This is a genomic window from Rhodococcus sp. ACPA4 (assembly GCF_002300185.1).
Lineage (GTDB): Bacteria > Actinomycetota > Actinomycetes > Mycobacteriales > Mycobacteriaceae > Rhodococcus_F > Rhodococcus_F globerula.
Genome location: NZ_NSDY01000003.1, coordinates 158,162 through 179,918, shown reverse-complemented (window position 1 = coordinate 179,918; position 21,757 = coordinate 158,162). Strand labels below are relative to the sequence as shown.

Sequence of the window (21,757 nt, the reverse complement as noted above, 5' to 3'; positions counted from 1 at the left end):
GCTACTCAGGCTCGGCGCTCTGAGACTGTTCGATACTCCATGCCGCTATCTGGCTGCGGGAAGTGAATCCGAGCTTGCGGAGAATATGTTCTACGTGCCCCTGTGCAGTGCGTTGTGAGATGACGAGCTTGGCTGCGATCGATTTGTTGGTCATTCCCTGGGCGACGAGTTGGGCCACCTCCCTTTCGCGGCGTGTGAGGGAGGTGGTCTTTGACACTGCAGGCGCTCTGAACCCACCCGTTGCCTCGTTCAGTGCGAATGCTGCGGCGTCTTCGAATCGCATACGGAATCCATCGCGGAACGCCGAGGTGAACGCGCGATCACCCATCGATTGGCGGACCCGTTTTTCGTACGGCTCTTGGTGGACGAGGAGGTTCGGGTAGACAGCGCTAGGGCTCCCGACCGTCTGTGCGATGGCTTCGACGATGCCCATCAGTGTCGCGGAGCGCCGGGGGATACCTTCATCCGTAGCGATCCATGTGAGAACCTCTATGCATCCGGCTGCTCCTAGCCGGTTATCCGCTGATCGAGCGAGTCGTACCCCTTCTTCGGCCAATTCTTTTGCACGTGAGAAGTTTCCCCGATTCCAGGCGCCGATTCCTGCGCCCAAGAGTGACCATCCCCGATAGACGGATTCGCCGCATGACTCAGTCAATTGCAGTATTTCCCGGTGACACTCATCGCTCCGAGCCCAATCCCCTTGCGCACTGCTGGATACGGCGAGGCCTAGAAGCGACCAGATCATGTACAGGATATGACCTTCTGTGCGAAATGCTGCGAGCGAGGATTCGAAATGCGCGGAGGCCCCTGCAAAGTCGTGAGTGAACAGAGCATGATGGCCGGCGGCGTCAGCCATGAGCGCCGTGGCGGTGGGATCATCGACCTGGGCAGCGAGTGCGCTTCCCTTCTGCGCGTTGAGCAATGAAGAATCCGCATCGCCGTGCAGTGCTGACATGACGCTCAGTACATACAGGCCTTTGATTCGCTCGAAACCGGATTTGCAATCCGCAACTGCCAGAAGCTGCCTGAGCCATCGGATGCCCTCACGCAGCTTTCCCCGCGCGCGCCAGTACGGATACAGTCCATTTGCCATGCGAAGTCCCGCCTCCGCCTCGATTGGCCAGGTCAGACAGAACTGCAGCGCCGCACGGACGTTGGGTTGTTCGGCGTTGAGCATTGCGATCCAATCCATCTGCTGCGGACCGATCCAGTTTCTCTCTGCTTCGATCACCGCCCTTTCGTACCAGTCGCGGTGTCGTCGCAATAGAGATGCGACTTCCGACGTCTCCTGCAGCCGTTCCATGCCGTAATCGCGCAGCGTCTCGAGCAGTCGGTACCGGATCGTTCCGTCGACGCCTTCTTGTATCAGGATCGATTTGTCAATCAAGGACGTCACTACGTCTACAACCTGCGTCGGTGGCATATTGCCAGCACAGATTCCTTCGACCGCATCGAGTTCGAAGCTGCCCGAGAACACTGTAAGACGGCCCCACATTTCTCGTTCGGCGTGCGAACATAAGTCGTGACTCCAGTCAATGCACCATTGAAGTGTTTGCTGTCTGGCTGGTGCTCCGCGACTGCCTTTTGTCAACAGTGCGTAGCGGTCTGTCAAACGTTGCAGGATCTGATTCGCCGACATCGCGCGGAGCCGGACTGCTGCTAATTCGATCGCGAGCGGCAGTCCGTCGAGACGTCGGCAGATGGTCAGGACTACATCCTGGTTTCGTTCGGTGATGGCGAAGTCCGGGGCAGCTGTCGCAGCGCGTTCGGCGAAGAGTCTTATTGCTTCGTAGTTGTTGAGTCCATTGGAGATCGTGGGCTGACGATCCGGTTCTGGCATGGTGAGGGGAGGTACTCGGAAAACGGCTTCGCCCCCGATTCCCAGGGGTTCCCGGCTGGTCGCTAGAACTCGGAGGTCTGGGCAGCTGTGCAGGAGTGTCGAAGTGAGGTCGGCGATCGATTCGACGAGGTGTTCGCAGTTGTCGAGAATAAGTAACAATTTCCTCGATGTTAGGTACTCGACGAGAAGGTCTTCGAGCGAAGTGCCCCCGCCCTCGCGCAAGTTCAATGTGGCAGAAACTGTATCCACGACTGCGCCGGTATCGTTCAGTTCCCCCAAACCGACCAGCCAGACGCCATCTTCGAATGCTCGACGTGAGTCGACGGCGACCCGTAGTGCGAGTCTTGTTTTTCCCACACCCCCAACGCCTGTCAACGTCACGAGGCGTGACACGGACATCAGATGCCGCACTTCGGATATCTCACGCCGTCGGCCGACGAAACTCGTCAACGAATGGGGAAGGTCACCCAAGTTTGCCTTGTTGGCGGGGTACATGGGACCTTCACTTTCACTGCAGCTACCTCTGCAACCACGTTACCTCTGCGCGATACGGATTCCCACCGATTTCGGAAGCGGATAGCGTCATCGAATCGGCTGAGGCGAAAGTACGTTGCTGATGCCGGGTGATCGCATCAGCCCTAGAGAACGTCACCGCCCTATACGTCGGAACGACAACTATCTCGTCGCCAACCGGGCTGCTGTCGAGTTCTTGAGGGATGCCGCAGTCCTCATACGAATCCTTGGGACAAGTCATTGTTCTCATCTAGTCCACTGAAACCGCACGACGATCGGCGCGAACTGCAAAGGTTCATACCGTGATTGTCAGTGGTGTGTATCCACGGTCAACGGCGGCGCAGTGATGTCGCGGATCACGGGCAGTGGTGTGTACCTGTAGTTTCCGTCAAGCTGCTGCAGCGGAAGACGTTTGGTAAGGGTCTTGTTCGTGAGCATCGCGTAAGAACACAACAGCGGCGTCTGGTGAGGCAGATCAGAGCGGCATTGTGTTTCTTGCCTTCAGCCCGTTTGCAGTCGTAGCAGAGCGACTGGTCGAGTCGTGCAGGGCCGCGAACGCGGATAGGAACTGGGCGCGTTTGAGCTTGCGGTTTCCTGATCGTGCGGGGTGTTCACTGCGGATCGAAGAGCCAGACCTGTGGGTCACCGGCTAGGAAAGAGGGTGGTCAGCGAGCACCCTCTCGACATCATCGCGGATGTCCTTTCGTTGCAGCAGAATCTTTTTCGAGAGATTCGGCAAGTTTCGGTAGGACAATTTCCGCTGCATTGCTGCCGGGCGCTATAACCGTTTGTGTGCTGAGAGCGGCGATGATCTCGTCGGCCAGTCGAGCGCCCATACGGGTGCGTGTTTGACTGCGATGGAGGTGAGTTTGCGTTTCCGGTGGCCCTGTCCCTAATGACATCCGAATGGTAACTGTGGAACGATGTTTTCTCTGCTGTGATTGTTCGGATGCTCGTATCCTCTAGTGCTGCTTGCGCAGTCCGATACAGGCTCACTTAGGTCTGGAAGGTGGGTTGCGGACTGATTGAGGTGATGGTCCCGCACGACCGATGGATGCCTGCCTTGTCCCAGGGGACATGCGATCCCTCCTGATAGATCGGCGCCGGCGGCGTGTCGGGGCCATCACCTGGGTACTGGTTGTCACAGTTGTTGTTTGTGATTCAAACCGGTCCGCACGGTCAACACCTCGTAGTTCACGAGCTTTGGAGCTCTCAGAGGAAGACCGGAACCGTGCGGATTGCTGGGATCGCGAACGGCTCATCGGAGGGAAGGTCATCGAGCCTCGTCATTAAGCCGCGCGTTCTCGTTGGGTGCAGCCACGCGAAGGAGATCAGTCGTCGGAGGAAGGTAGGGGCTGGTGAAACTATTCTGCGGGATCGACTGGGCGGAGGACCACCGTGATGTCGTGGTGGTCGATGGTGACGGCTATTAGTGGCAAAGCGTCGAATCGACGATAGCTCTGAAGGATTCGGCGATCTGCTCGGGTTGCTCGCCGAGGCAGGTGGCACTTCCACCGATCCGATTCCCGTGGCGATCGAGAACTCACGAGGTCTGCTGGTCGTCGGATTGCGCGGATCGGGGAGAAAGTCCATGCCATCAATCCCATGGCGGTGGCCCGCTACCGCGATCGGCACTCGATGGCACGCAAGAAGTCCGACCATGTGAACGCGATGACGCTGGCGAACATTTTGCGCACCGACGCGCACCGACGCGTACGCGCACCGAACGCTGCCCGCCGACAGTGACCTTGCGCGGGCATCACGGTCTTCGCCTGCGCTTCCCAAGACGCTATCGGGCGGCGCACCAAGGCAACCCAAGAACTGCGTGGAACTGCGTGCACTCCTGCGCGAGTAGTACCCGGGTTTTCTCAACGCATTCGCCGGCACCGCTCACACAAACCTCGCCATGGCGGACGCCCGCGCGATACTCGCGATCGCACCGACGCCTGCGCGGGGTGCGCGATTGACCAAGGCCCGCGTCGTTATCGCTTTGCGGCGGGCGGGTAGGCAACGTCGACTCGAGGACACCGCGACCCGAATCCAGAACGCGCTTGGCGCTCCTCAGCTGCGGCAACCGCCCTTGGTGGAGCAGGCGATGGGTTGACGCCGCACCTCGAAGGCTGTCCAGTTTCCGGGTGGGTGATCGGGCTCGGATAAATGGCGGCGACCCCAGACTCGGGTAAATTGAAGAGTATGGGTCATCAGTGAGGAGCACACAACACGTATGACCCACTAGCCGTGCCGAGCTGCCCCTCATGGCTGAACCGCCGCATCCACGGTTGGGCTGCTTTCGGGCCCGGTCCAGGGTTTCGCTCGGAATCGTTCGAGCTGCTGACCGGGTTCTGGCCGGCGACGAGGTTGCGGCTTTGCGTGCATCTGAGAGATAGGTATCCATCCGGGTACTTGGGCCCGTGCGCAACGTTCACGTCCGTGAGAGGTTCAGGAGGTACCTACGCCGGCGATCGGAGGTGGTGATGATGACTCTCGAGGATCGATTGGACAATGTCAGTACCTGCTGGCGCGAGCCAGACTTGCAGGTGGCTACGATGCAGTTCGTCGATTCTCGGAGCATCGGCGCACGTTGGTTGAGCAGTCAAGCGGCATGAGGATCTACCTCCGCGTGGTGTAGGACAGCAGCCGGGATGGTGTTGTTGCGGTCCGGGTGTCTCCTCTGTACAGGGAAGAGCGCCCTGGCGAAGTGGCGTGATGTCAGTCCTCGGGAAGGAATAGATTCCGAGAACAGAGTAAACAGAACACGAGGAGGACTCGATGAGTGTCATCGATGTGCGGATCGCCAAGCTGGCTTCAGAGCGACTCGAGTGGACGTCGGCGTGCCCGCTGAGTCACCTGATTACGGGCCGTGGAGTTGCCGTGTTGCTTCGCAGTGGGGAGCAGGGAGCGCTGTTAGGGCTCGAGGCTGGCACCTTGCGGGCCGTGAGCAACTTCGATCCGTACGGCCGCGCCGCTGTGATATCGCGTGGACTGGTCGGTGATCGCAATGGTGAACCAATTGTGTTGTCCGCGTTTCTGAAGCAGGCGTTCTCGTTGATCGGCGGACGGGCATTGGACGACGAGTCGGTATCGCTTCCGGTGTATGAGGTTCACGTCTGTGCCGGCGTAGTTCAAGTGCGCAGCACCGGTTGCGTTGTCGAGACTGCCTCGTGAATGACGATATGCCGTTGGCGGGATTCACCGTCGGCATCACGGCCTCGCGTCGCGCCGAGGAATTTGCGTCACTCCTTACCCGACGGGGCGCAGATGTGATGTTCGCGCCGGCGATCCGCATCATCCCGCTCGCCGACGATCGTGAGCTGGAACGCGTTACACAACAGATCATCTCGAATCCTCCCGAGGTGGTGATTGCTACCACCGGAATCGGATTTCGGGGTTGGCTCGAGGCTGCTGACGGTTGGGGCGAGGCCGAGAATTTGAGCGCGGCACTGTGTTCGGCGCGTCTGCTGGCTCGGGGTCCCAAGGCGAAGGGTGCAATCCATGCGGCAGACTTGCGCGAAGAGTGGTCACCGGTTTCGGAGTCTTCGGCCGAGGTTCTCGAACATCTTCTGTCCGAGGGCGTCTCGGGCAAGAGTATTGCTGTTCAATTGCGCGGCGCCACCACCGAGTGGGAACCAATTTCTGATTTCTGTCAGGCATTGTGGGACGCGGGTGCCGAAGTCATCGCGGTCCCTGTGTACCGTTGGGAGCCACCGGAAGACCCGACACTTCTCGATCGGATGATCGACGCAATCGCTTCTGCCGGAATTGATGCCGTTAGTTTTACCAGTGCGGCGGCGGTTTCGTCGCTGGTGATGCGTGCGGACAGTACAGGACGACTCGACGAGGTCCTCGGTGCCATGCGCGGGTCGGTGACGGCTGTGTGTGTCGGACCGGTCGCATCGGCGCCGTTGGATGCACTGAACGTTCCGACGACGGGACCTGTCCGTTCCCGTCTGGGCGCACTTGCCAGGCATATTGTCGAGGAACTTCCGCTGCGAGCCAATCAAATTCAGGCCGGTGCGCATGAAATTAGTGTTAGAAGCGGTTGCGTAGTCGTGGACGGAGCGGTGAGGCAACTGTCGCCCGCGGCGATGTCGCTGATGCGAACCCTTGGTGCGAGTCCTGGTCGCGTCGTCTCCAGGGAGGATCTCCTTGCCGCTCTGCCCGGTGGTGGCACTGATACTCACGCCGTCGAAACTGCCGTGGCGCGATTGCGGGCGTGTCTCGGCGCACCCGAAGCGGTGCAGACTGTGGTCAAACGCGGTTACCGTCTTGCCCTGGATCCCGTTGACTGCGTATGGAATTCAGGTAATTATGCGTAGAGATGATGGTGTACTCGTATTGGTTGCTCACGGCTATTGGTTGCCTACGGCACGCGAAGTGGGCGTGGAGTGGAAATAATTGCGCGACTGGAGAAGCGATTCGCGACGTTGGCAGCAGCAAAACCCGACGACGACAGGACACGCATGCGGCACTGGACATCTTTCACGGAACCAACGCAGCTCGCGATCCTCGAACTCATTCCTCGTCAGACGGAGAGCCGGTTACCTACGACCTCGACCGGGCAACACGCCCCGCCGGCCCGCAATGTCCACAAAATACGCAATCCCGGCGCATACGAGCCGAAATGACGTGAACATCGCTGCAACCCAATATGGTCCTGTGCATCCACGGGCCGAGGAGTGATTGCCCGACACGGAGAGTGTCTGGGACTGTGGAGAGAGGAGACTGCAGGTCGGTACCCTTTTGAATCCCAATTAATCATTCAGTTCTTCTTGCCGCTCTTGTCAATTGCCTTCTTGACCTCGACGTGCTTTCCGGCGATTGTGCTTCGGCAACCGGTACCGTCACCATCAAGATGCCATCGTCGTAGGTTACTGCGTCGATGATCTGGTTCTTCCTGGCGGCGCTGACAGCCGCGCCGAATACGTTCATCTGGCCAGTTCTCTCCGTAGCCGCAACCTTAGGCGTGTCTGCGTCATCCGCGTGCACGACAATGTGCGACTTGCTCCCAGTGCAGGTCCGAGTGACGGGCATCGCCATCGCATACAACCTCCCCATCGCCCTGTTCGGAGGAAGCGCTCCACTGATCGCGACATGGATCGTTACCAGAACGGGCGAAATCTATACACCGGTACTTTTCGCCGGGACAGGCGTGATTTCGATCCTGGCCCTCGTCGCCATGCGTGATCGCGACTTGATCGGCATACCCAACGCGTCGGCACCTGCTGCAACGGTCGAAATCGCTACCGCGCAGTAGTGCCGCCATAACTACTGTCTGGTCGAGACCTCCCACTGCGAAGGTGCTGGTCTCGACGGTGAGGGCACGGCCGACATCCAGAAGATGGATTGGTGACCGACTCCTTGATCCCTCTGCAAGGACGACCTAGCGCGACGCGGGATAAGTGAATTCACGGTCAGACAGGTGCGGCAGTCCCCACATGGCACTTGGTCGAGCGTGAGCAGTGTCGTCAACTCGCCGCTCAGGATGTCGAGTTTCTGTCGGTCGTCCTGAAAAATGTCGCTGACTTGAATATCGCTGCCGCACAGGGAAGTTGGGTTAGGAGTGGTCGATTCACGACGTGCGATCGGGAGGTAGTGCGAAAGGTGCTGGTCTAGCGAGGGAATTGGTCCGCCCCCCATCTGGGTGTCGTCACCGTTGTTCCTATCCCAATTATCCGATGGGCAGGCCACCCTTATATATCTCGGCAACCCTGCCCGTCCGACGAGAAGCAGCCGCGGAGACAGACTCATCCCCGCTCAACGGTACCTTGGAGATGACCACTGAACTCTACGAAGATGCGGCCATCCGAATATTGCTCGCCGAGAAGACATCGCACGACGCGGTCGAGGCACTCGAACTCGCGTCCGCGCTGGTAGCCAGGATGCGAGCGCAACACCGTCCCCGCGCAGCCCTTCGCGCGGGTCTGCTCGAGGTGGCCGCGCTGTGCGCGGCGCATGGCGACGAGGAAGCGGAGGCGGCGTTGGTCCCGCTCGCAGCGAGATGTGGCCAGCTCGGCTTGGTCCGCCTGCTTTGTGACGAGGGACCCGCGCTGACAAATCTGGTGGCTTCGCTTCGAGAACGGTTGTTGCACAACCGATGGCCCAGTGAATGGCCAGAGGTTGACGAACTATTCTTGTCAGCAGTTTTGGCCTCGGCAGAACCAACCGATCCGCAGTTGTCCACTCCGCTTCAGTGAAGTGGGTCAATGGTGTCGGACGGTCAGCGTGGGATCCGAACCTGACTACCGACACTCGCGGCGCCCGCACGTGCAGTCGGCCGAATCTCAGTGGCTGACGGCTAGTCCGGGAGAGCGTGAGTAACTCCTGGACACGGCTGTTGGCATGCCATTCTCGCTGTAGATAGGGTCCCGGTAGCACGGCTGGCAACTGTCAATGCGACAGAATCACTCGCATCGTGGATGCGAGCCGGGCGGCTACGTGGTCGACCTCGAAAGAGCCGTTCGGTTGCGGTTACGATCACTGGCCGGTGCAGCCACCCCTTCACAGAAGCGTGGAGGGTACTGGGGCTACGGTCATGTTTCGGCAAACCTTGATTCACGCCCATAGCCACGTCGTTTTCGTAGGGAAGTACGGTTGGCCAGCAAAAAATTTCCGTCAGGTAAATTAGCGTTCCACATAATTTAGACGTGAACTTCTTATCCGTCGTATACTGCGTCTATGCGGATTCGAGGCTTACATGACTGCTGAGGTTTCTATCACGGATTGTGATGCGGTCGACGACGGGGTCGATCGTATCGAGCAGGCGTGGGCGCGCGAACGGCCAGACATCGATGTTAGTTCCGTGGGGATCGTGACCAGAATTTGGCGCATTGCAAGGTATTTGGAGCGTGAACGGATCGAGCGGTTAACGGAACTCGGAACGGACCGCGTCACGCTCGATGTGCTGGCAATGTTGCGGCGTTCGGGTAAGCCGTATCGGATGACGGCCGGGCGACTTTCCGAAGGAGCGCTGATCACTCCTGGGGGAATCTCGAATCGCTTGGACAAGCTTGAGCGTAGTGGACTACTGAAGCGGAGTTTTCACCCGAAAGATCGCCGTCGGGTCGATGTGCAACTGACGAAAAAGGGCGTTCAACTCGTTGATGAGGTTGCCGCCGATGTCATGGACCACGATTCACAGCTTTTGGCGCGCCTCGGTGCAGACGACCAGGCGGAACTTCGACGACTTCTCAAGTTGCTGCTGACCCAATTCGAGAACCCAGATGAGGGCTCTGCGGCCAACTGAGTCGCAGATTGGACCGCGTATCACATGCATAGCGTTGAGCGCCTGCTGCGCTCCGGCTGGGTTCAATGAATATGTGGGCGGAAAACTGTCGGAGTCGACGATGCTTGACTGTGCGCGGGCGCGCACCGAACGCAGCCAGAGCTCGATTGTCGATAGGCGAGTCGAAGTATTTGTTCCGTGCCATCGCGCCCTGCGATGTTTGTCAAGTTAAGCGAGACGCTAGCGATCAGTTGATCTGCGATTCGACGATTGGTTCTTGATGAAGCAAACGGTCGGCATCGCGGGCGGATTCGGCCGGCGTTAAAGCCGGACCGGGTTCGCGGCGTAGGCATCGTTCAATCCGGAAGCCATCGAGGTGCAGAGGTCCGCGTGGACGGTGTGCTGGACAGTGCCGTTTCGGGTGATTGCGGCCGTAATGAATTCGGCTGCTAATTCGGGAGCGATCCACGACGAGTTGTGGCGACGGTAGATATCGATCGGCGTACCGGTGCAATCAGAACGCCATTGTTCACGAGTGCCAGCTCGTCATGTTCAGCGAGGGCATACGACCAGACGTGCGATCGATGTGTGTCAGGTTGATGCAGGTCAGCTGATAGATCTGTGACTGGTTTAGGTGAGGCGGATGAATGGCTGACGCACCAAGCAATTGCCGCAACGGGTCGCTACTCGGGTTGTCCTGTTCTGGCGTATCGCGGGTACCGATCGGGCAGACATACACGATCGTCACAGTAAGACATCGGCATGCCTGAGCGCCGGTATGTGGTTGAAACCCATTTCCAGGCAACAGAATCCGATATCGCTGTTGCTGGTCCGCAATGCCTGGTAGACCGTACTGCCCGTAGTGGTACGTAGGCCGAGTGCGCTGCACACGCCTTGGCTGATTGGTAGGCGGATCCGGATCAGATTGTCATGTGGTCCTGAAACTGATCGTCAGTGCCGTCACTTACGCGTACCGACCCTATTGGTCGCGGTGGTCGGGAAGTTCGAGCTACCCTCCATGCTCGTTCTTGGGGCGACGGCTGTTCGGCATAGGGGTTGTTGTCGGAGGTCCGGACGGCAGTTAGAGGCGAATTATGCTGCTGTGCTTGAAGATTGGTCCTCAAGTGCATCAATCGTCGTGGAATATTTCTAGACTGCTTCGTTGTGGATACTCAACTGAATAAATATTTCACGATCAAACAATTGACGAGCAAGAGATTTCTTCATACTATGGAGCGGAGCAGGTCACAGCAAGACCTCGTATGTGTCTGACAACACGATCCATGCGATCTTCAGCAAGAGGAAAGGCGTTATCCATGAGCGGCCCGATGAGCGGAATCAAGATCGTTGACCTGTGTTCGATGATGTCGGGGCCTTGGGCCACGGGCATCCTCGGTGACCAGGGTGCGGATGTCATCAAGGTGGAGGTTCCCGGCAAGGGGGACCATGTTCGTTCACTGCCGAATCGGTCCGGTGACATGTCGGCGATGTTCGTCAATGTCAACAGGTCGAAGCGGTCGCTGACGGTTGACTTGAAGACGCCGGAAGGTGTTGCGGTACTGAAGAAGTTGGTCTCGACTGCTGATGTCGTGGTGCAGAACTTCCGGCCGGGTGTCGTCGAGCGTCTCGGTATCGGGTACGACGACTTGTCGGCCGTCAATCCCAACCTGGTGTATCTGTCGATGAGCGGGTTCGGTGAGCGTGGTCCGGCGTCGGGGCAGCGGGTCTACGATTCGCTGATCCAGGCGTTGACCGGTCTGACGACCGTCCAGGCGGGCTCCGACGAGGAACGGCCCCGTCTGATTCGCACGATTCTTCCGGACAAGTTGAGCGCGGTCTTTGCGGCGCAGGCGATTACGGCGGCGTTGTTCGCCCGTGAGCGTACCGGGGAAGGGCAGCATGTTCGGCTCTCGATGCTCGAGGCGGTGCTCTCGTTCCTGTGGGCGTCGGATATGGGTGCGTACACGTTCCCGGATCAGCCGGTGCCGTTGTCGAAGGGTGGTAGTTTCATCGATCTGATCTATCAGACGGGGGACGGTTACATCACTGTCGCTACGAACAGCAATGGTGAGTGGCAGAGCATGTGCAGGGCTCTCGGGCATCCGGAGTGGATCGAGGACGAGCGGTTCACGACGGCGGTGGGTCGGTCCACTCATATCAACGAGCGTTTGGAATTGATCCAAGAGGTGTTGTTGCTCAAGGGTTCTGCGGAGTGGTTGGCGTTGCTCGACGAGCATGACGTGCCGGCTGCGCCGATCCTGACGCGGGCCGAGGTGATCGAGCATCCGCAGGTCAAGGCGGCGGAGATCATCGTCGAATCGGAGCACCCTACGGCCGGTCGTCTGCGGCAGGCGCGAGTGGCGGCCCGGTTCCTCGGAACCGTCCCGGATGCGCCGCGGGGTGCGCCGTTGCTCGGTGAGCACAACGCCGAAATCCTTGCGGAGATCGGTTACAGCAGCGACGAAATCGCTTCGCTTGCTTCGGAAAAGATCATCGGAACCGAGCAGGGCGCCGTCGCCGGCGTCTCTGCCTGAAGGGAAGTGTTGACAGTGTCCACAGTATTGGTTGTCGGTGCGGATAAAGGTATCGCTCATTCCATCTCACGTCAGTTGCATGATCGTGGTGAGGATGTGATCGCTGCTTGCTTGTTCGACGGTGCCGATCTCGCGGCCGCCGGGATCACGGTCGAGCCGGGTGTCGATGTCACCTCGCAGGAATCGGTGGAGGCGTTGGCGGCGCGTTTGTCGGAGAAGGGCGTCAAACTCGATGCGGTGTTCCATGTCGCCGGTGTGATGTGGCTTGATGAGGTCGGTTCGCTCGATTACGACTTGATTCGGGAGCAGATCGAGATCAACACCTTGGGTCCGTTGCGCACGATTGAAGCGGTGCGTCCGTTGCTGAACGAGGGTGCGAAGGTCGGTATTGTCACCAGTCGTGTTGGTTCGTTGGGCGACAACACTTCTGGTGGGATGTACAGCTACCGGATTTCGAAGGCTGCGGCGAACATGGTCGGTTTGAATTTGCATCATGATCTGTCGAAGGACGGGGTCAGTGTGTTGTTGCTGCATCCGGGGATGGTGGCGACGGATCTGACCAAGGACTTCCCGGGTGAGCACAGCTACATCACCCCGGAGCAGGCGGCTGCGGGGTTGATCAAGAACATCGACAATCTGACGCCGGAGACGTCGGGTCGGTTCCAGCATTCGGATGGAACCTTCCTCCAATGGTAAGTCGCCGTTGTGGATTGTCCTGCAACTCTTTTCACACGAGCAGAAATGTTGAGACACAATGATCACCATCTATGGTTACCCGTCGGCTTTCGGGGTGCCGGATATCAGCCCCTATGTCACCAAGGTCATCAACTACATGACCTTCACCGGGATCGAGTTCGAGCACAAGGTACAGGACCTCGCGACTCTCGATCAGGACTCGCCCCACGGCAAGCTCCCGTACATCGTGGACAGCGACGGAACCAAGGTCGCCGACTCCAACACGATCCTGGCTTACTTGAAGGACAAGTTCGGCGACTCGCTCGATAGCGATCTGTCTGCAAAAGATCGTGCGTTGTCGTTGTCGTTCAGTCGCCTGATCGAGGAACACCTCTACTGGAGCGGAATCATCCAGCCGCGCTACCGTGAGGACTCGGGCTGGGAAGTCTATATCCCGTGCATCGTCGGTGACGGGGAAGTAGCTCCGGAGTTGCGTGCATTCCTCGATGCATTCCGGGCCCGCGTTGTAACAGGTTTCAACGGCCAGGGCATGGGTCGCCGTGACGCCGAGGTCGTCGCCGTGTTCTTCCGCACAGACATCGACGCTTTGTCGGATTTCCTCGGCGACAGTGAGTACTTCCTCGGAGACAAGCTGCGCTCGATCGATGCAACCGTGTATGCAATCCTGCGGCACATCGCCGATCAGCCGCAGCAGTGGCTCGGCGCAGGGTACGTCCAGACCAAGCCGAACCTCGTGGACTACCTGGAGCGTATGCGCAAGCAGTACGACATCTGAGAGTCCGAAACCAACTATCTTGGAGCATCGTTCGATGATTGATCTCTATTACTACACAAGCCCTAACGTTCGCAAGATTCTCATTGCGCTCGAGGAGCTGTCCCTCGAATATCGGATCATCTGGACCGACATCAAAGAAGGTGACCAGTTCGCGCCCGAGTATCTCGAGATCAATCCGAACGGGAAGGTGCCGGCCATCGTCGACCACGACGGCCCCACCGGTGCGCCAATTTCGGTCTTCGAGACAGGGGCAATTCTGCTCTACCTTGCGGAGAAGACCGGACGCCTCCTGCCGCAGGACCCCACAGCTCGGCAGGAGGCGATCTGTTGGCTGTTCTGGCAGGTCGCCAACCACGGCCCGATGGCCGGACAAGCAGCCCACTTCGTCTCGCACGCCCCCAAACACGGGATCGACAACCCGTACGCTCGGAGCCGATACACCGGCGAAGTTGCACGTTTGTACAAAGTCCTCGACGAGCGGCTTCGCGACCGGGACTATCTGGCAGGGGAGTACTCGATCGCCGATATCTCAACCTATACGTGGTCGAGAGTTGCAGCAGGGCACGGTGTTTCGGTTTCGGACTATCCGAACGTGCAGGCATGGTCGGACAGGATCGCTGCGCGTCCGGCTTCGAAGGTCAAGGTTTCGGACCCGCGCGAGGAAGCGGCACGAAAGAACGTCTACAACGCAGAGCAGTTTCAACGATTGTTCCGACCGGAAGGATCCCCAGCATGAGTATCACCCCCGCCGAGGTAGCAGATAAGGCTCCCGGACTAACCATTGATGGCGAGGTCGTGACGACTTCCACCGTCAACAGCGTTATCAACCCCGCGACCGGTGAGGTTTTCATCTCGGTCCCCGACGCCGGAGTCGAGCACCTGGAAACCGCTGTCGCAGCAGCGCGGCGTGCTGCTCCAAGCTGGCGAGAGCTCGGTATTGCGGCGCGGCAGGAAATCGTTCTGCGCGTTGTCGAAGTGATTCGTGCCAACATCGACGAACTCGCAATGCTGGTGACTCTTGAACAGGGCAAGCCTCTGGCCAAAGCCGCAGGCGAGATCGATTCGGGGCTGCGTGGGCTTACTCGCTATGCAAGCACCGATATCCCGGTCGAAATCTACCGCGACAACAATGACGAATTCATCGAGATCCGCCGTGAACCTGTCGGCGTAGTCGGCGCGATCACCGCATGGAACTACCCACTGTTGTTGGCCTTGTGGAAGATCGGCCCGGCGCTTGTTACCGGAAACACCATTATTCTCAAGCCCTCTCCGCTGACGCCGGTGGCGACTCTGCGACTCGGTGAACTACTCCAACAGGTGCTTCCTGCTGGGGTTCTGCAGGTGCTCAGTGGCGGCGACGACCTCGGGCGTGCGATGACCGCTCACCCGGGCATCAACAAGATCACTTTCACCGGTTCCGAGCGGGCTGGCAAGTCGATTATGTCCGGTGCAGGCCCGACGTTGAAGCGGTTGACGCTGGAGCTTGGCGGCAATGATGCGGGAATCGTGCTCGACGATGTCGACGTTGCTGCAATGGCGAATGACCTCTACTGGGCGGCACTGTCGAACTGCGGTGCTGTTTGCGCAGGTCTCAAGCGGTTGTATGTCCCAGCCCACCTCGCATCAGAGATCGAGGAGGCACTTGCCGAGGTCGCCAAGACGGTAAAGGTCGGCAACGGACTCGATGAGGGGGTCGACATGGGACCGATCCAGAACCTGGCTCAACTGCAGAAGGTTCGCGGATATGTCGACGATGCGGCTGCGTGTGGAGCTGACGTCTACTTCCGAGGCGAAATCCCTGATGGCCCAGGCTACTTCCATCCCGTTACGCTTGTTCGCGGGGTAGACGACACTGTTCCTCTCGTGAAGGAAGAGCAATTCGGGCCTGTCCTTCCTATCCTCACCTATACCGATATCGACGACGTCGTCGCGCGTGCCAACGATTCGGATCTCGGACTCGGTTCCTCGGTGTGGTCGACGGATGAGGGGCGCGCCGTTGGTGTCGCGAATCGTCTGGAATCGGGAACCACTTGGGTGAATCAGCATCCTGTGCTGACATCAGATGTACCGTTCGGTGGAATCAAGCAGTCCGGGTTGGGTGTCGAGCAATCGATCCACGGAATCCTTGAGTACACCAATTTCAGGGTGCTGCGCGTCAAGCGCTGATACGCATCGGCTGTCGGCTCTCGCGATATGACTGTCAGAAAAGGCATTTCGTGCAGGCAAGAGCCGACAGCCACTCGTCCACGCACTATTTGATGGTGCGTGGACTGCCGCCCGCTCAGAGAAACAGGACAGATCCCATGAGTCAACTATCAACCACTCCTGCGGCGAGTACCGATACGGTCAATTCACGGTTCACGTTCGTGTTCATCACCGATCCGCTCAGTGAGCTGGTGCCGGCGCACGACACCACAGTGGCGCTGATGGAAGCAGCTCAAGCGCAAGGACATCGTGTCCTGGTGACCACCATCGCCGAACTGGGTGTGACAGCTGGGCGGGCAACGGCGCAGACTCGTGACGTCACCCTGCAGCCTGCAGTACTCATCGACAGCAAGTGGGTCGTGGGAGAGAATTGGTTCGTCGCGACCGAATCCGGGCAGATCTTTCTCGACACCGCCGCAGCCGTGTTCATGAGGACCGATCCGCCGGTGGATGCCGACTACCTGCGGGCCACATATATCCTCGACCTGGTCGATCCTGAGCGAACACTGATGGTGAACTCGCCCTCGGGCCTTCGGGATGCGAACGAGAAGCTTTTTGCTCTCCGCTTTCCGGAGCTCGGCCCGCCGACACTCATCTCCGCAGATCACAGTGAGATCATCGAAACGGTGCGTGAGTGGGGTAAGGCCGTTCTCAAACCAACCGACGGTATGGCTGGACGTGGGATAATGTTGCTCAGTCCTGGCGACCCCAACCTGCACTCGATCCTCGACACTGCTACCGCTCGCGGTACCGAACATGTTGTGATCCAGAAGTTCGTACCCGAAGTCGACGCGGGGGACCGACGCGTCATCGTTCTCGGTGGAATCCCAGTCGGTGCTATCCGCCGGATCGCAGTGGGAGACGAATTTCGCTGCAACATGGCCGCTGGCGCTCGCGTGGAGATCGACACACTCACAGATAGCGATCGCAGGATCTGCAAAACCCTCGGCCCGGAGCTCGTCAAACGTGGGCTCCATTTCGTCGGAATCGACATTATCGGAGATTGGCTCACTGAAGTGAATGTAACCAGCCCCACGGGGATTCGCGAGATCGATGCGCTCAGCGGGACACGTCTTGCAACGAGCACCATGTCGTGGGTAACGGCTATGTGTGCGAATGCAGAGGTCCGTTGATGACCACGCAGGAACGTCCCGAACGCATCGTCGTTATCGGTGCTGACGCCGCTGGAATGAGCGCCGCTCACCAAGCGTTGCGATCGGCCAAGGGCAACAGTCGCGCGGTAGAAGTAATCGCGTTGGAAAAGACCCGCGATACTTCATACTCCGCGTGTGGAATTCCGTATCTGGTTTCCGGGATCGTAGACAGCGAAGATTCGCTCAGTGCGCGCACTCCAGAGCGACACCGAGAAATGGGTGTTGATCTTCGCCTGGACGCGAATGTCGTAAGCATCAGCCTCGAGGCACGCACCGTGACGTACGTCGATACTGCCGGCGCCGCGGAAACCATTGGCTTCGACAAGTTGGTACTTGCAACCGGCGCTCACCCGGTAATCCCCTCATGGGCCACTGGGAATGACGGGCAATTGGTGACCGGTATACATCCGGTGAAGAATTTGGACGATGCCCGCCAGTGGCTCGACCTCGTGCTTCCGGAACCATCGGCCGATCCGGAATCCAGTCCCAAGGAGAGACACGCGATCGTTGTCGGTGCTGGCTACATCGGCGTCGAGATGGCAGAAGCGATGTTCGATCGCGGATTCGCAACGACCCTGATCACCCGGAGCGCGGTGATGAGCAATCTGGATAGCGACATGAGCGAACGGGTCATGAACTCGATCGTGGAAGGCGGCGTGCAGGTGCTGTCCGACTGCACGGTCAAGAGCGTCGAGGTCGTTGACGGAAGGGTGCGATCACTGACGGCGAGCAACGGGGAGACCTATCCTGCCGACGTGGTAGTGCTCGGACTGGGTGTCAGACCTGCAACAGAATTGGGGGCCGACGCAGGTATTCCTGTCGGTGACTTCGGCGGATACTTGCCGGATGAAAACCAATCCGTTGCCGAAAACGTCTGGGCAGCAGGGGACTGCTGCGAGGTCATCGACAGGCTGACCGGAAACCGCATCTTCGCGCCGCTCGGCACGCATGCTAACAAGCAGGGCAGGATCTGTGGCTATAACGTCGTGGGTGGGAAGCAGCAATTTGCCGGTGTATTAGCCACGGCCATAACCAGATTCACCAATGCGAAAGTGCATGTCGAAGTAGGCCGAACCGGGATGTCCACGGATGCAGCGATCAAGGCTGGCTTCAACCCCGAATCGCTCGTCACTGTCGGCGGTACGGCTAGCGGCTACATGCGGGAGCGGTCGACAATCGCAACCAAAGTGATTGCCGACCGGCACAGTAGACGGCTCCTCGGTGTGCAGATTGTCGGCGGTCACAACTCTGCCAAGCGCATCGACACGGCGGCGGCCGCTCTGTGGGGGGAAATGACTGTAGACGACTTGGCAACGATGGATCTCTCGTATTCGCCCCCGTTTGCAACCGTGTGGGAAGCTATCCAACTGGCTGCGAGAAGGCTGGCCGACCGAATCTAGTGTTCAAGGGCCCACTTGCGCATCAAGTGGAGGCTGAAAAGAGTTGTCGCAAACACTGCTTAAGTGACGCGGTAGTCAGGTCACGTAGACGCTCGGCTGGGATGCCCCCCAGTCGAGCGTCTTACGTTGGCGGCCAGAGATTTTCCTGGTGATGTGGGAAAGATGTACGCGTTGCGAAGCCGTAGGACATGGCTGGACCGAAGTCGAAATCGGGAGGATTGTCAGCGTTTGGTGGTCTCAACACCGCCGACGAGATGCTGCGTCGGTGAATTCCGCAACACGGAAACCGGCCTCACAGTAACCATCGTGGCAGTGATCGCACTCTGATGATGACGTCCGTGGTCATCATCGACGATGAATGCGCGCACGGGGGAAGGGAATCCACCAGTCTCACCGGCCAGGCGGTTGTTGATCAACCGAATTCGCGGTCTGATGAACAACGTATCCTCTTCCTAGGAAACAGAATTCGACAGGTTTTCGGTCAATGGCGCCTCAGCGCTACGCACCGGATATGATCAGCCCGTTTGCAGCCGGATCGGCGAGAAGCGACTGCACGGTGACTGCATTGCCGGCAGGTAAGAGGTATATCGCTGTCGCGGTCGAGGTTGCAACCGGGATCGTTGCGCTGGATCAGTCTGCGAAGGTCCCTCGACGCGTAGGGCCGCTGATACGGCTCGTGTGCGATCGAGCAGGCGTGAAACGCGCCGGGGCCCGGAGACTTTGATGTGCACCTAGTTCCGTGGCGTCGTCCCAATTGGCTTCAGGGCACCACTTGACGTTTGACGGAATGCCCTTGACCCGCAATTTGTTCCGCGAGATCCTCTCAGTCGGAGTCTGGCACGGTGGGCATGCGCATCCTTTTCTCGAAAGTCCTTTCGCGCCAGTGGCTCTCTTCGCCGTAGCCGTGCTCCACCACGTTTCCTGGCCGGTGTGAGTTCTTCTGTGCCAGCGCCTTCGGTCGTTGCGAGCCGTATCGTTTTCGAACACACAAACACCGATGTCATTCCTGGCCAAACCGGTTGTGTGCAGTCTGTTCGGTGACATCCAGGTCCGATGCGACCTGAGCGACGCAACGGCCAGACTTCAACAGATCGAGGGATTCTCGGCGGAACTGAAGATGGATACGTCGGGCATCGTGTACCTCGCGCAGGTCCGTTAATGCCTGAAGCAAAACAAACAAAACTCGGAAAACTCGGGGCATCTCATCATCTTCGAAAACTTCGGAACTATTCAAGCCCGACTCTGGACTCACTTGCGTCCGTAGAGCATTCGCGCGTCAATCTTGGTCAGAATTCGGATCCTCGAACTGTGTCAAGAAAATCTTGAGGAGTTTGCGCAGATTAGCGTGATCGGCACTGTCGACTAGCGCTATGAGTTGAGAGTTATGGTCCATGAGGTCGGAAGCAACCTTGTCGACGAACTCGACGCCCTTCTTGGTCAATTGCACGTTGACGCGACGGCGGTCATTCGTATTGAAGCTCCGTCTAAGGAGCCCACTTCGCTCCAATTTGTCGAGACGGTTCGAGATACCTGCCGCGGAAATCAATGCGGCGTTTGTGAGTTGGCCGGCTGTCATACGATATGGCTTTCCTGCGCGGCGCAGAACCGCAAGGACTTCGACTGTCGCATGATCGGTTCCGTGTTCGGCTAGAGATCTATTACGTTCTCGTTCCAAGTGTCGAGCTAGGCGCCAAATTCTCGAGACGATGCCGACTGAAGATGCGTCGATATCCGGTCGTTCGCGCGCCCATGCCTGCTCAATGCGATCAACGCCGTCGCCTCGTTCAGGCGTGCAAGCAGCTGGTGATTCGCTGGTCATGTGATGCCCCCACTAGCCGATGCCACTATTCAGCCCTAAGTCGTTCGACTACAATGTATTTGATATCAAGGCCGCTTGCGGCAAGCCGTCCAGGCGTGTGCCTGCGCGGGACGTTTCTGTCAGGGTTCAAGCCTCCCTCGGGACATCGAGTAAGGGCCGTCCTAGTTTCAGCCGTTGTGCATAGTTAGTGCAGCATTGCCGCGAGCCCGTTCTTCGATGAGATTCGCACGATGCCATTTGGGCGGGCGGTGTGTGGGTGTCCATATGGATGCTTCGGCCGGAACTTGTGGGCGGCACGCGGTCGAGCCGGTTCTTGTACTTGCGTCCACAATATGATCACGTAGTCAGTCATGGTGCTATAGCTGGGTGTTTGACCAGAGGGAAGGCGTCGATTTCGATGTCTCCACACATATGTGCAGGTGCTAGCCCGAGCGAAGTGTAGCGATCGATGAACGCAGCAACGGTGTCCGCGGCAGATGCGTGGATCGGACTGCGACGTAGGTTCAGCTCGACTGTTTCCAGCAGATGTTGAGCGGCAGGCCTGAGCACTGAATTGTTGAGTCCGTCTCGGGCGGCTGTGGTCCAAAGCTCGCGGGTATCGGGGAGTACGTCGTACAGCTCTTCGGCCGTTTTCTCCTCCATTGAACCTGCGACGACAAGGATTGCAGCCGCTCGACATTCGGGTGGCAATGCGTCAATCATTCTGAACTCGAGCCATCCGCGGGGGCGGATGGGAGGGAACAGGGTTGTCAGGTGGTATCGGAGGTCGGATTCGGTTGGCCACCCCGAGGGGTGCCCCATCGTCATCCAATCGATGAAAGTCAGCCCAGGGGGAACACCAAGACCTTCGGGTTCACCCTGAATATAGAACACGTCTGCCATGAGCGCGTAGTGTGCCCAGTCGATTTCGGGTTGATCGCCAGCAACTACCGGAGCGGTTCGTCTTGGGTCAATGCCGTTCCAGATAGCTTGGCGGAGTGATTGCCAGCGATTTCCGTCCGGCCCGATTCCGGGTGAGTTCGCGAAGGCGGCGATAAGCAGTGGCCCGATCTTGTTCGCTAAATCCCAGCGTAGGTTTCCCGGGCGAGCGAGATGGCTGATGTTGACTTGTACCGACGCAGTGTTGGTCATCATCCAGGTTCCCTCCCGGCCTCGATGTGCGTAGAAATTCTCCATTGCGCGGTATCGGGGGAGGTCGAGAATTCGATACGGCGGACGACGATCGTCAACGGCGAGGTCGGTTGCAACCAGGCCGTGCGTTGCGAGGCGGTGATGAAGAACAGCGGCGTCTTCATCGATTGCGTGCAATGCGGCTGGTCCAGATGCGGTTGGTTGGCCGGATAGTTCGATCTGCCCGCCGGGTTCGATCGTGATACGACTGCAATTCGGCAGAGGTGGGTTCATGACAGGTTGAAGATCATTGAGGTTGGGCCGAAAAATGCTGCCGCGCTTGTGCACTGGCCATTCGACTTCGACTCCGACGAGATCTGTACCGTCGCTCGCGAAGGCTTCTCGGGCAACCTCGTGAACTCTTTGGATCGTCAGTGTAGGGCGAGGATTGGGCATGGCGCTCGGTCCTTTCGTTATGGACACTCTAGC

At 58.7% G+C, this 21,757-nt stretch carries 19 protein-coding genes and 1 pseudogene; 15 read left to right on the top strand and 5 right to left on the bottom strand.

Going from position 1 to position 21,757, the window contains the following annotated elements; all coding sequences use genetic code 11:
* Position 1: 1 nt before the first annotated feature.
* From CJ178_RS30945 to CJ178_RS32580, 3 genes and pseudogenes are all read right to left on the bottom strand, one after another.
* Positions 2–2,335 carry an ATP-binding protein gene (locus CJ178_RS30945; RefSeq protein ID WP_095888875.1) on the bottom strand — a complete coding sequence of 778 codons (2,334 nt, stop codon included), beginning with the start codon at positions 2,333–2,335 and terminating at the stop codon, positions 2–4.
* 327 nt (positions 2,336–2,662) lie between these two features.
* On the bottom strand, positions 2,663–2,791 hold the full coding sequence (locus CJ178_RS33485; RefSeq protein ID WP_257013611.1) for a hypothetical protein: 129 nt from the start codon (positions 2,789–2,791) through the stop codon (positions 2,663–2,665).
* Positions 2,771–3,230 (bottom strand): annotated as a pseudogene (locus CJ178_RS32580) (IS110 family transposase); the annotation flags it as partial. The pseudogene CJ178_RS32580 and the gene CJ178_RS33485, both read right to left, overlap by 21 nt.
* A 728-nt stretch (positions 3,231–3,958) precedes the next feature.
* On the opposite strand from CJ178_RS32580, the gene CJ178_RS33005 reads away from it, so the two are divergent.
* The 15 genes from CJ178_RS33005 to CJ178_RS32995 all read left to right on the top strand — a co-directional run bounded on the left by CJ178_RS33005 (position 3,959) and on the right by CJ178_RS32995 (position 19,498).
* Positions 3,959–4,099: a hypothetical protein gene (locus tag CJ178_RS33005; protein ID WP_179300892.1), complete on the top strand. Its 141-nt coding sequence runs from the start codon at positions 3,959–3,961 to the stop codon at positions 4,097–4,099.
* Positions 4,100–4,259: 160 nt separating this feature from the next.
* Entirely contained in the window at positions 4,260–4,457 is a 198-nt protein-coding gene (locus CJ178_RS33000) for a hypothetical protein (RefSeq protein ID WP_179300891.1), read from the top strand.
* A gap of 665 nt (positions 4,458–5,122) precedes the next feature.
* The gene (locus CJ178_RS30930) at positions 5,123–5,518 is read left to right on the top strand and encodes a nitrite reductase (NAD(P)H) small subunit (protein ID WP_095888874.1); all 396 of its coding nucleotides are present in this window, start codon (positions 5,123–5,125) and stop codon (positions 5,516–5,518) included.
* Complete coding sequence (locus tag CJ178_RS30925) at positions 5,515–6,669, top strand: uroporphyrinogen-III synthase (protein ID WP_095888873.1); 1,155 nt, start codon at positions 5,515–5,517, stop codon at positions 6,667–6,669. The genes CJ178_RS30930 and CJ178_RS30925 overlap by 4 nt, the downstream gene beginning before the upstream one ends.
* A 563-nt stretch (positions 6,670–7,232) precedes the next feature.
* Positions 7,233–7,607 (top strand): hypothetical protein, encoded by a 375-nt coding sequence (locus CJ178_RS30920; RefSeq protein WP_095888872.1) that lies wholly within the window; start codon positions 7,233–7,235, stop codon positions 7,605–7,607.
* Positions 7,608–8,124: 517 nt separating this feature from the next.
* Positions 8,125–8,547: a hypothetical protein gene (locus tag CJ178_RS30915; RefSeq protein WP_095888871.1), complete on the top strand. Its 423-nt coding sequence runs from the start codon at positions 8,125–8,127 to the stop codon at positions 8,545–8,547.
* 500 nt (positions 8,548–9,047) lie between these two features.
* The gene (locus CJ178_RS30910) at positions 9,048–9,596 is read left to right on the top strand and encodes a MarR family winged helix-turn-helix transcriptional regulator (protein WP_045063316.1); all 549 of its coding nucleotides are present in this window, start codon (positions 9,048–9,050) and stop codon (positions 9,594–9,596) included.
* A 1,295-nt stretch (positions 9,597–10,891) separates the two neighbouring features.
* Positions 10,892–12,109: a CaiB/BaiF CoA transferase family protein gene (locus CJ178_RS30905; protein ID WP_257013608.1), complete on the top strand. Its 1,218-nt coding sequence runs from the start codon at positions 10,892–10,894 to the stop codon at positions 12,107–12,109.
* A gap of 15 nt (positions 12,110–12,124) precedes the next feature.
* Positions 12,125–12,805: a 1-hydroxy-2-glutathionyl-2-methyl-3-butene dehydrogenase gene (gene isoH, locus CJ178_RS30900; RefSeq protein WP_095889112.1), complete on the top strand. Its 681-nt coding sequence runs from the start codon at positions 12,125–12,127 to the stop codon at positions 12,803–12,805.
* 58 nt (positions 12,806–12,863) lie between these two features.
* Positions 12,864–13,580, top strand: a complete 717-nt coding sequence (isoI, locus tag CJ178_RS30895) for an iIsoprene-epoxide--glutathione S-transferase (RefSeq protein WP_095888870.1) — start codon at positions 12,864–12,866, stop codon at positions 13,578–13,580.
* Positions 13,581–13,614: 34 nt separating this feature from the next.
* Positions 13,615–14,316, top strand: a complete 702-nt coding sequence (locus CJ178_RS30890; protein WP_095888869.1) for a glutathione S-transferase family protein — start codon at positions 13,615–13,617, stop codon at positions 14,314–14,316.
* On the top strand, positions 14,313–15,746 hold the full coding sequence (gene tadD / locus CJ178_RS30885) for a non-phosphorylative glyceraldehyde 3-phosphate dehydrogenase TadD (RefSeq protein WP_095888868.1): 1,434 nt from the start codon (positions 14,313–14,315) through the stop codon (positions 15,744–15,746). The genes CJ178_RS30890 and tadD overlap by 4 nt, the downstream gene beginning before the upstream one ends.
* 137 nt (positions 15,747–15,883) lie before the next feature.
* Entirely contained in the window at positions 15,884–16,918 is a 1,035-nt protein-coding gene (gene gshB / locus CJ178_RS30880) for a glutathione synthase (protein WP_045063301.1), read from the top strand.
* Positions 16,918–18,339, top strand: coding sequence for an FAD-dependent oxidoreductase (locus CJ178_RS30875; protein ID WP_095888867.1), 1,422 nt, complete (start codon positions 16,918–16,920; stop codon positions 18,337–18,339). The genes gshB and CJ178_RS30875 overlap by 1 nt, the downstream gene beginning before the upstream one ends.
* 997 nt (positions 18,340–19,336) lie before the next feature.
* Complete coding sequence (locus CJ178_RS32995) at positions 19,337–19,498, top strand: hypothetical protein (protein WP_179300890.1); 162 nt, start codon at positions 19,337–19,339, stop codon at positions 19,496–19,498.
* A gap of 117 nt (positions 19,499–19,615) precedes the next feature.
* Here CJ178_RS32995 and CJ178_RS30860 read toward each other — a convergent pair whose 3' ends face one another.
* Together CJ178_RS30860 and CJ178_RS30855 are read right to left on the bottom strand one after the other, a co-directional pair.
* Positions 19,616–20,158 carry a MarR family winged helix-turn-helix transcriptional regulator gene (locus CJ178_RS30860; protein WP_095888864.1) on the bottom strand — a complete coding sequence of 181 codons (543 nt, stop codon included), beginning with the start codon at positions 20,156–20,158 and terminating at the stop codon, positions 19,616–19,618.
* 348 nt (positions 20,159–20,506) lie between these two features.
* A complete protein-coding gene (locus CJ178_RS30855; RefSeq protein ID WP_257013610.1) occupies positions 20,507–21,751 on the bottom strand; it encodes a glutamate-cysteine ligase family protein in 1,245 nt (414 codons plus the stop codon).
* Between the last annotated feature and the right edge of the window lie 6 nt (positions 21,752–21,757).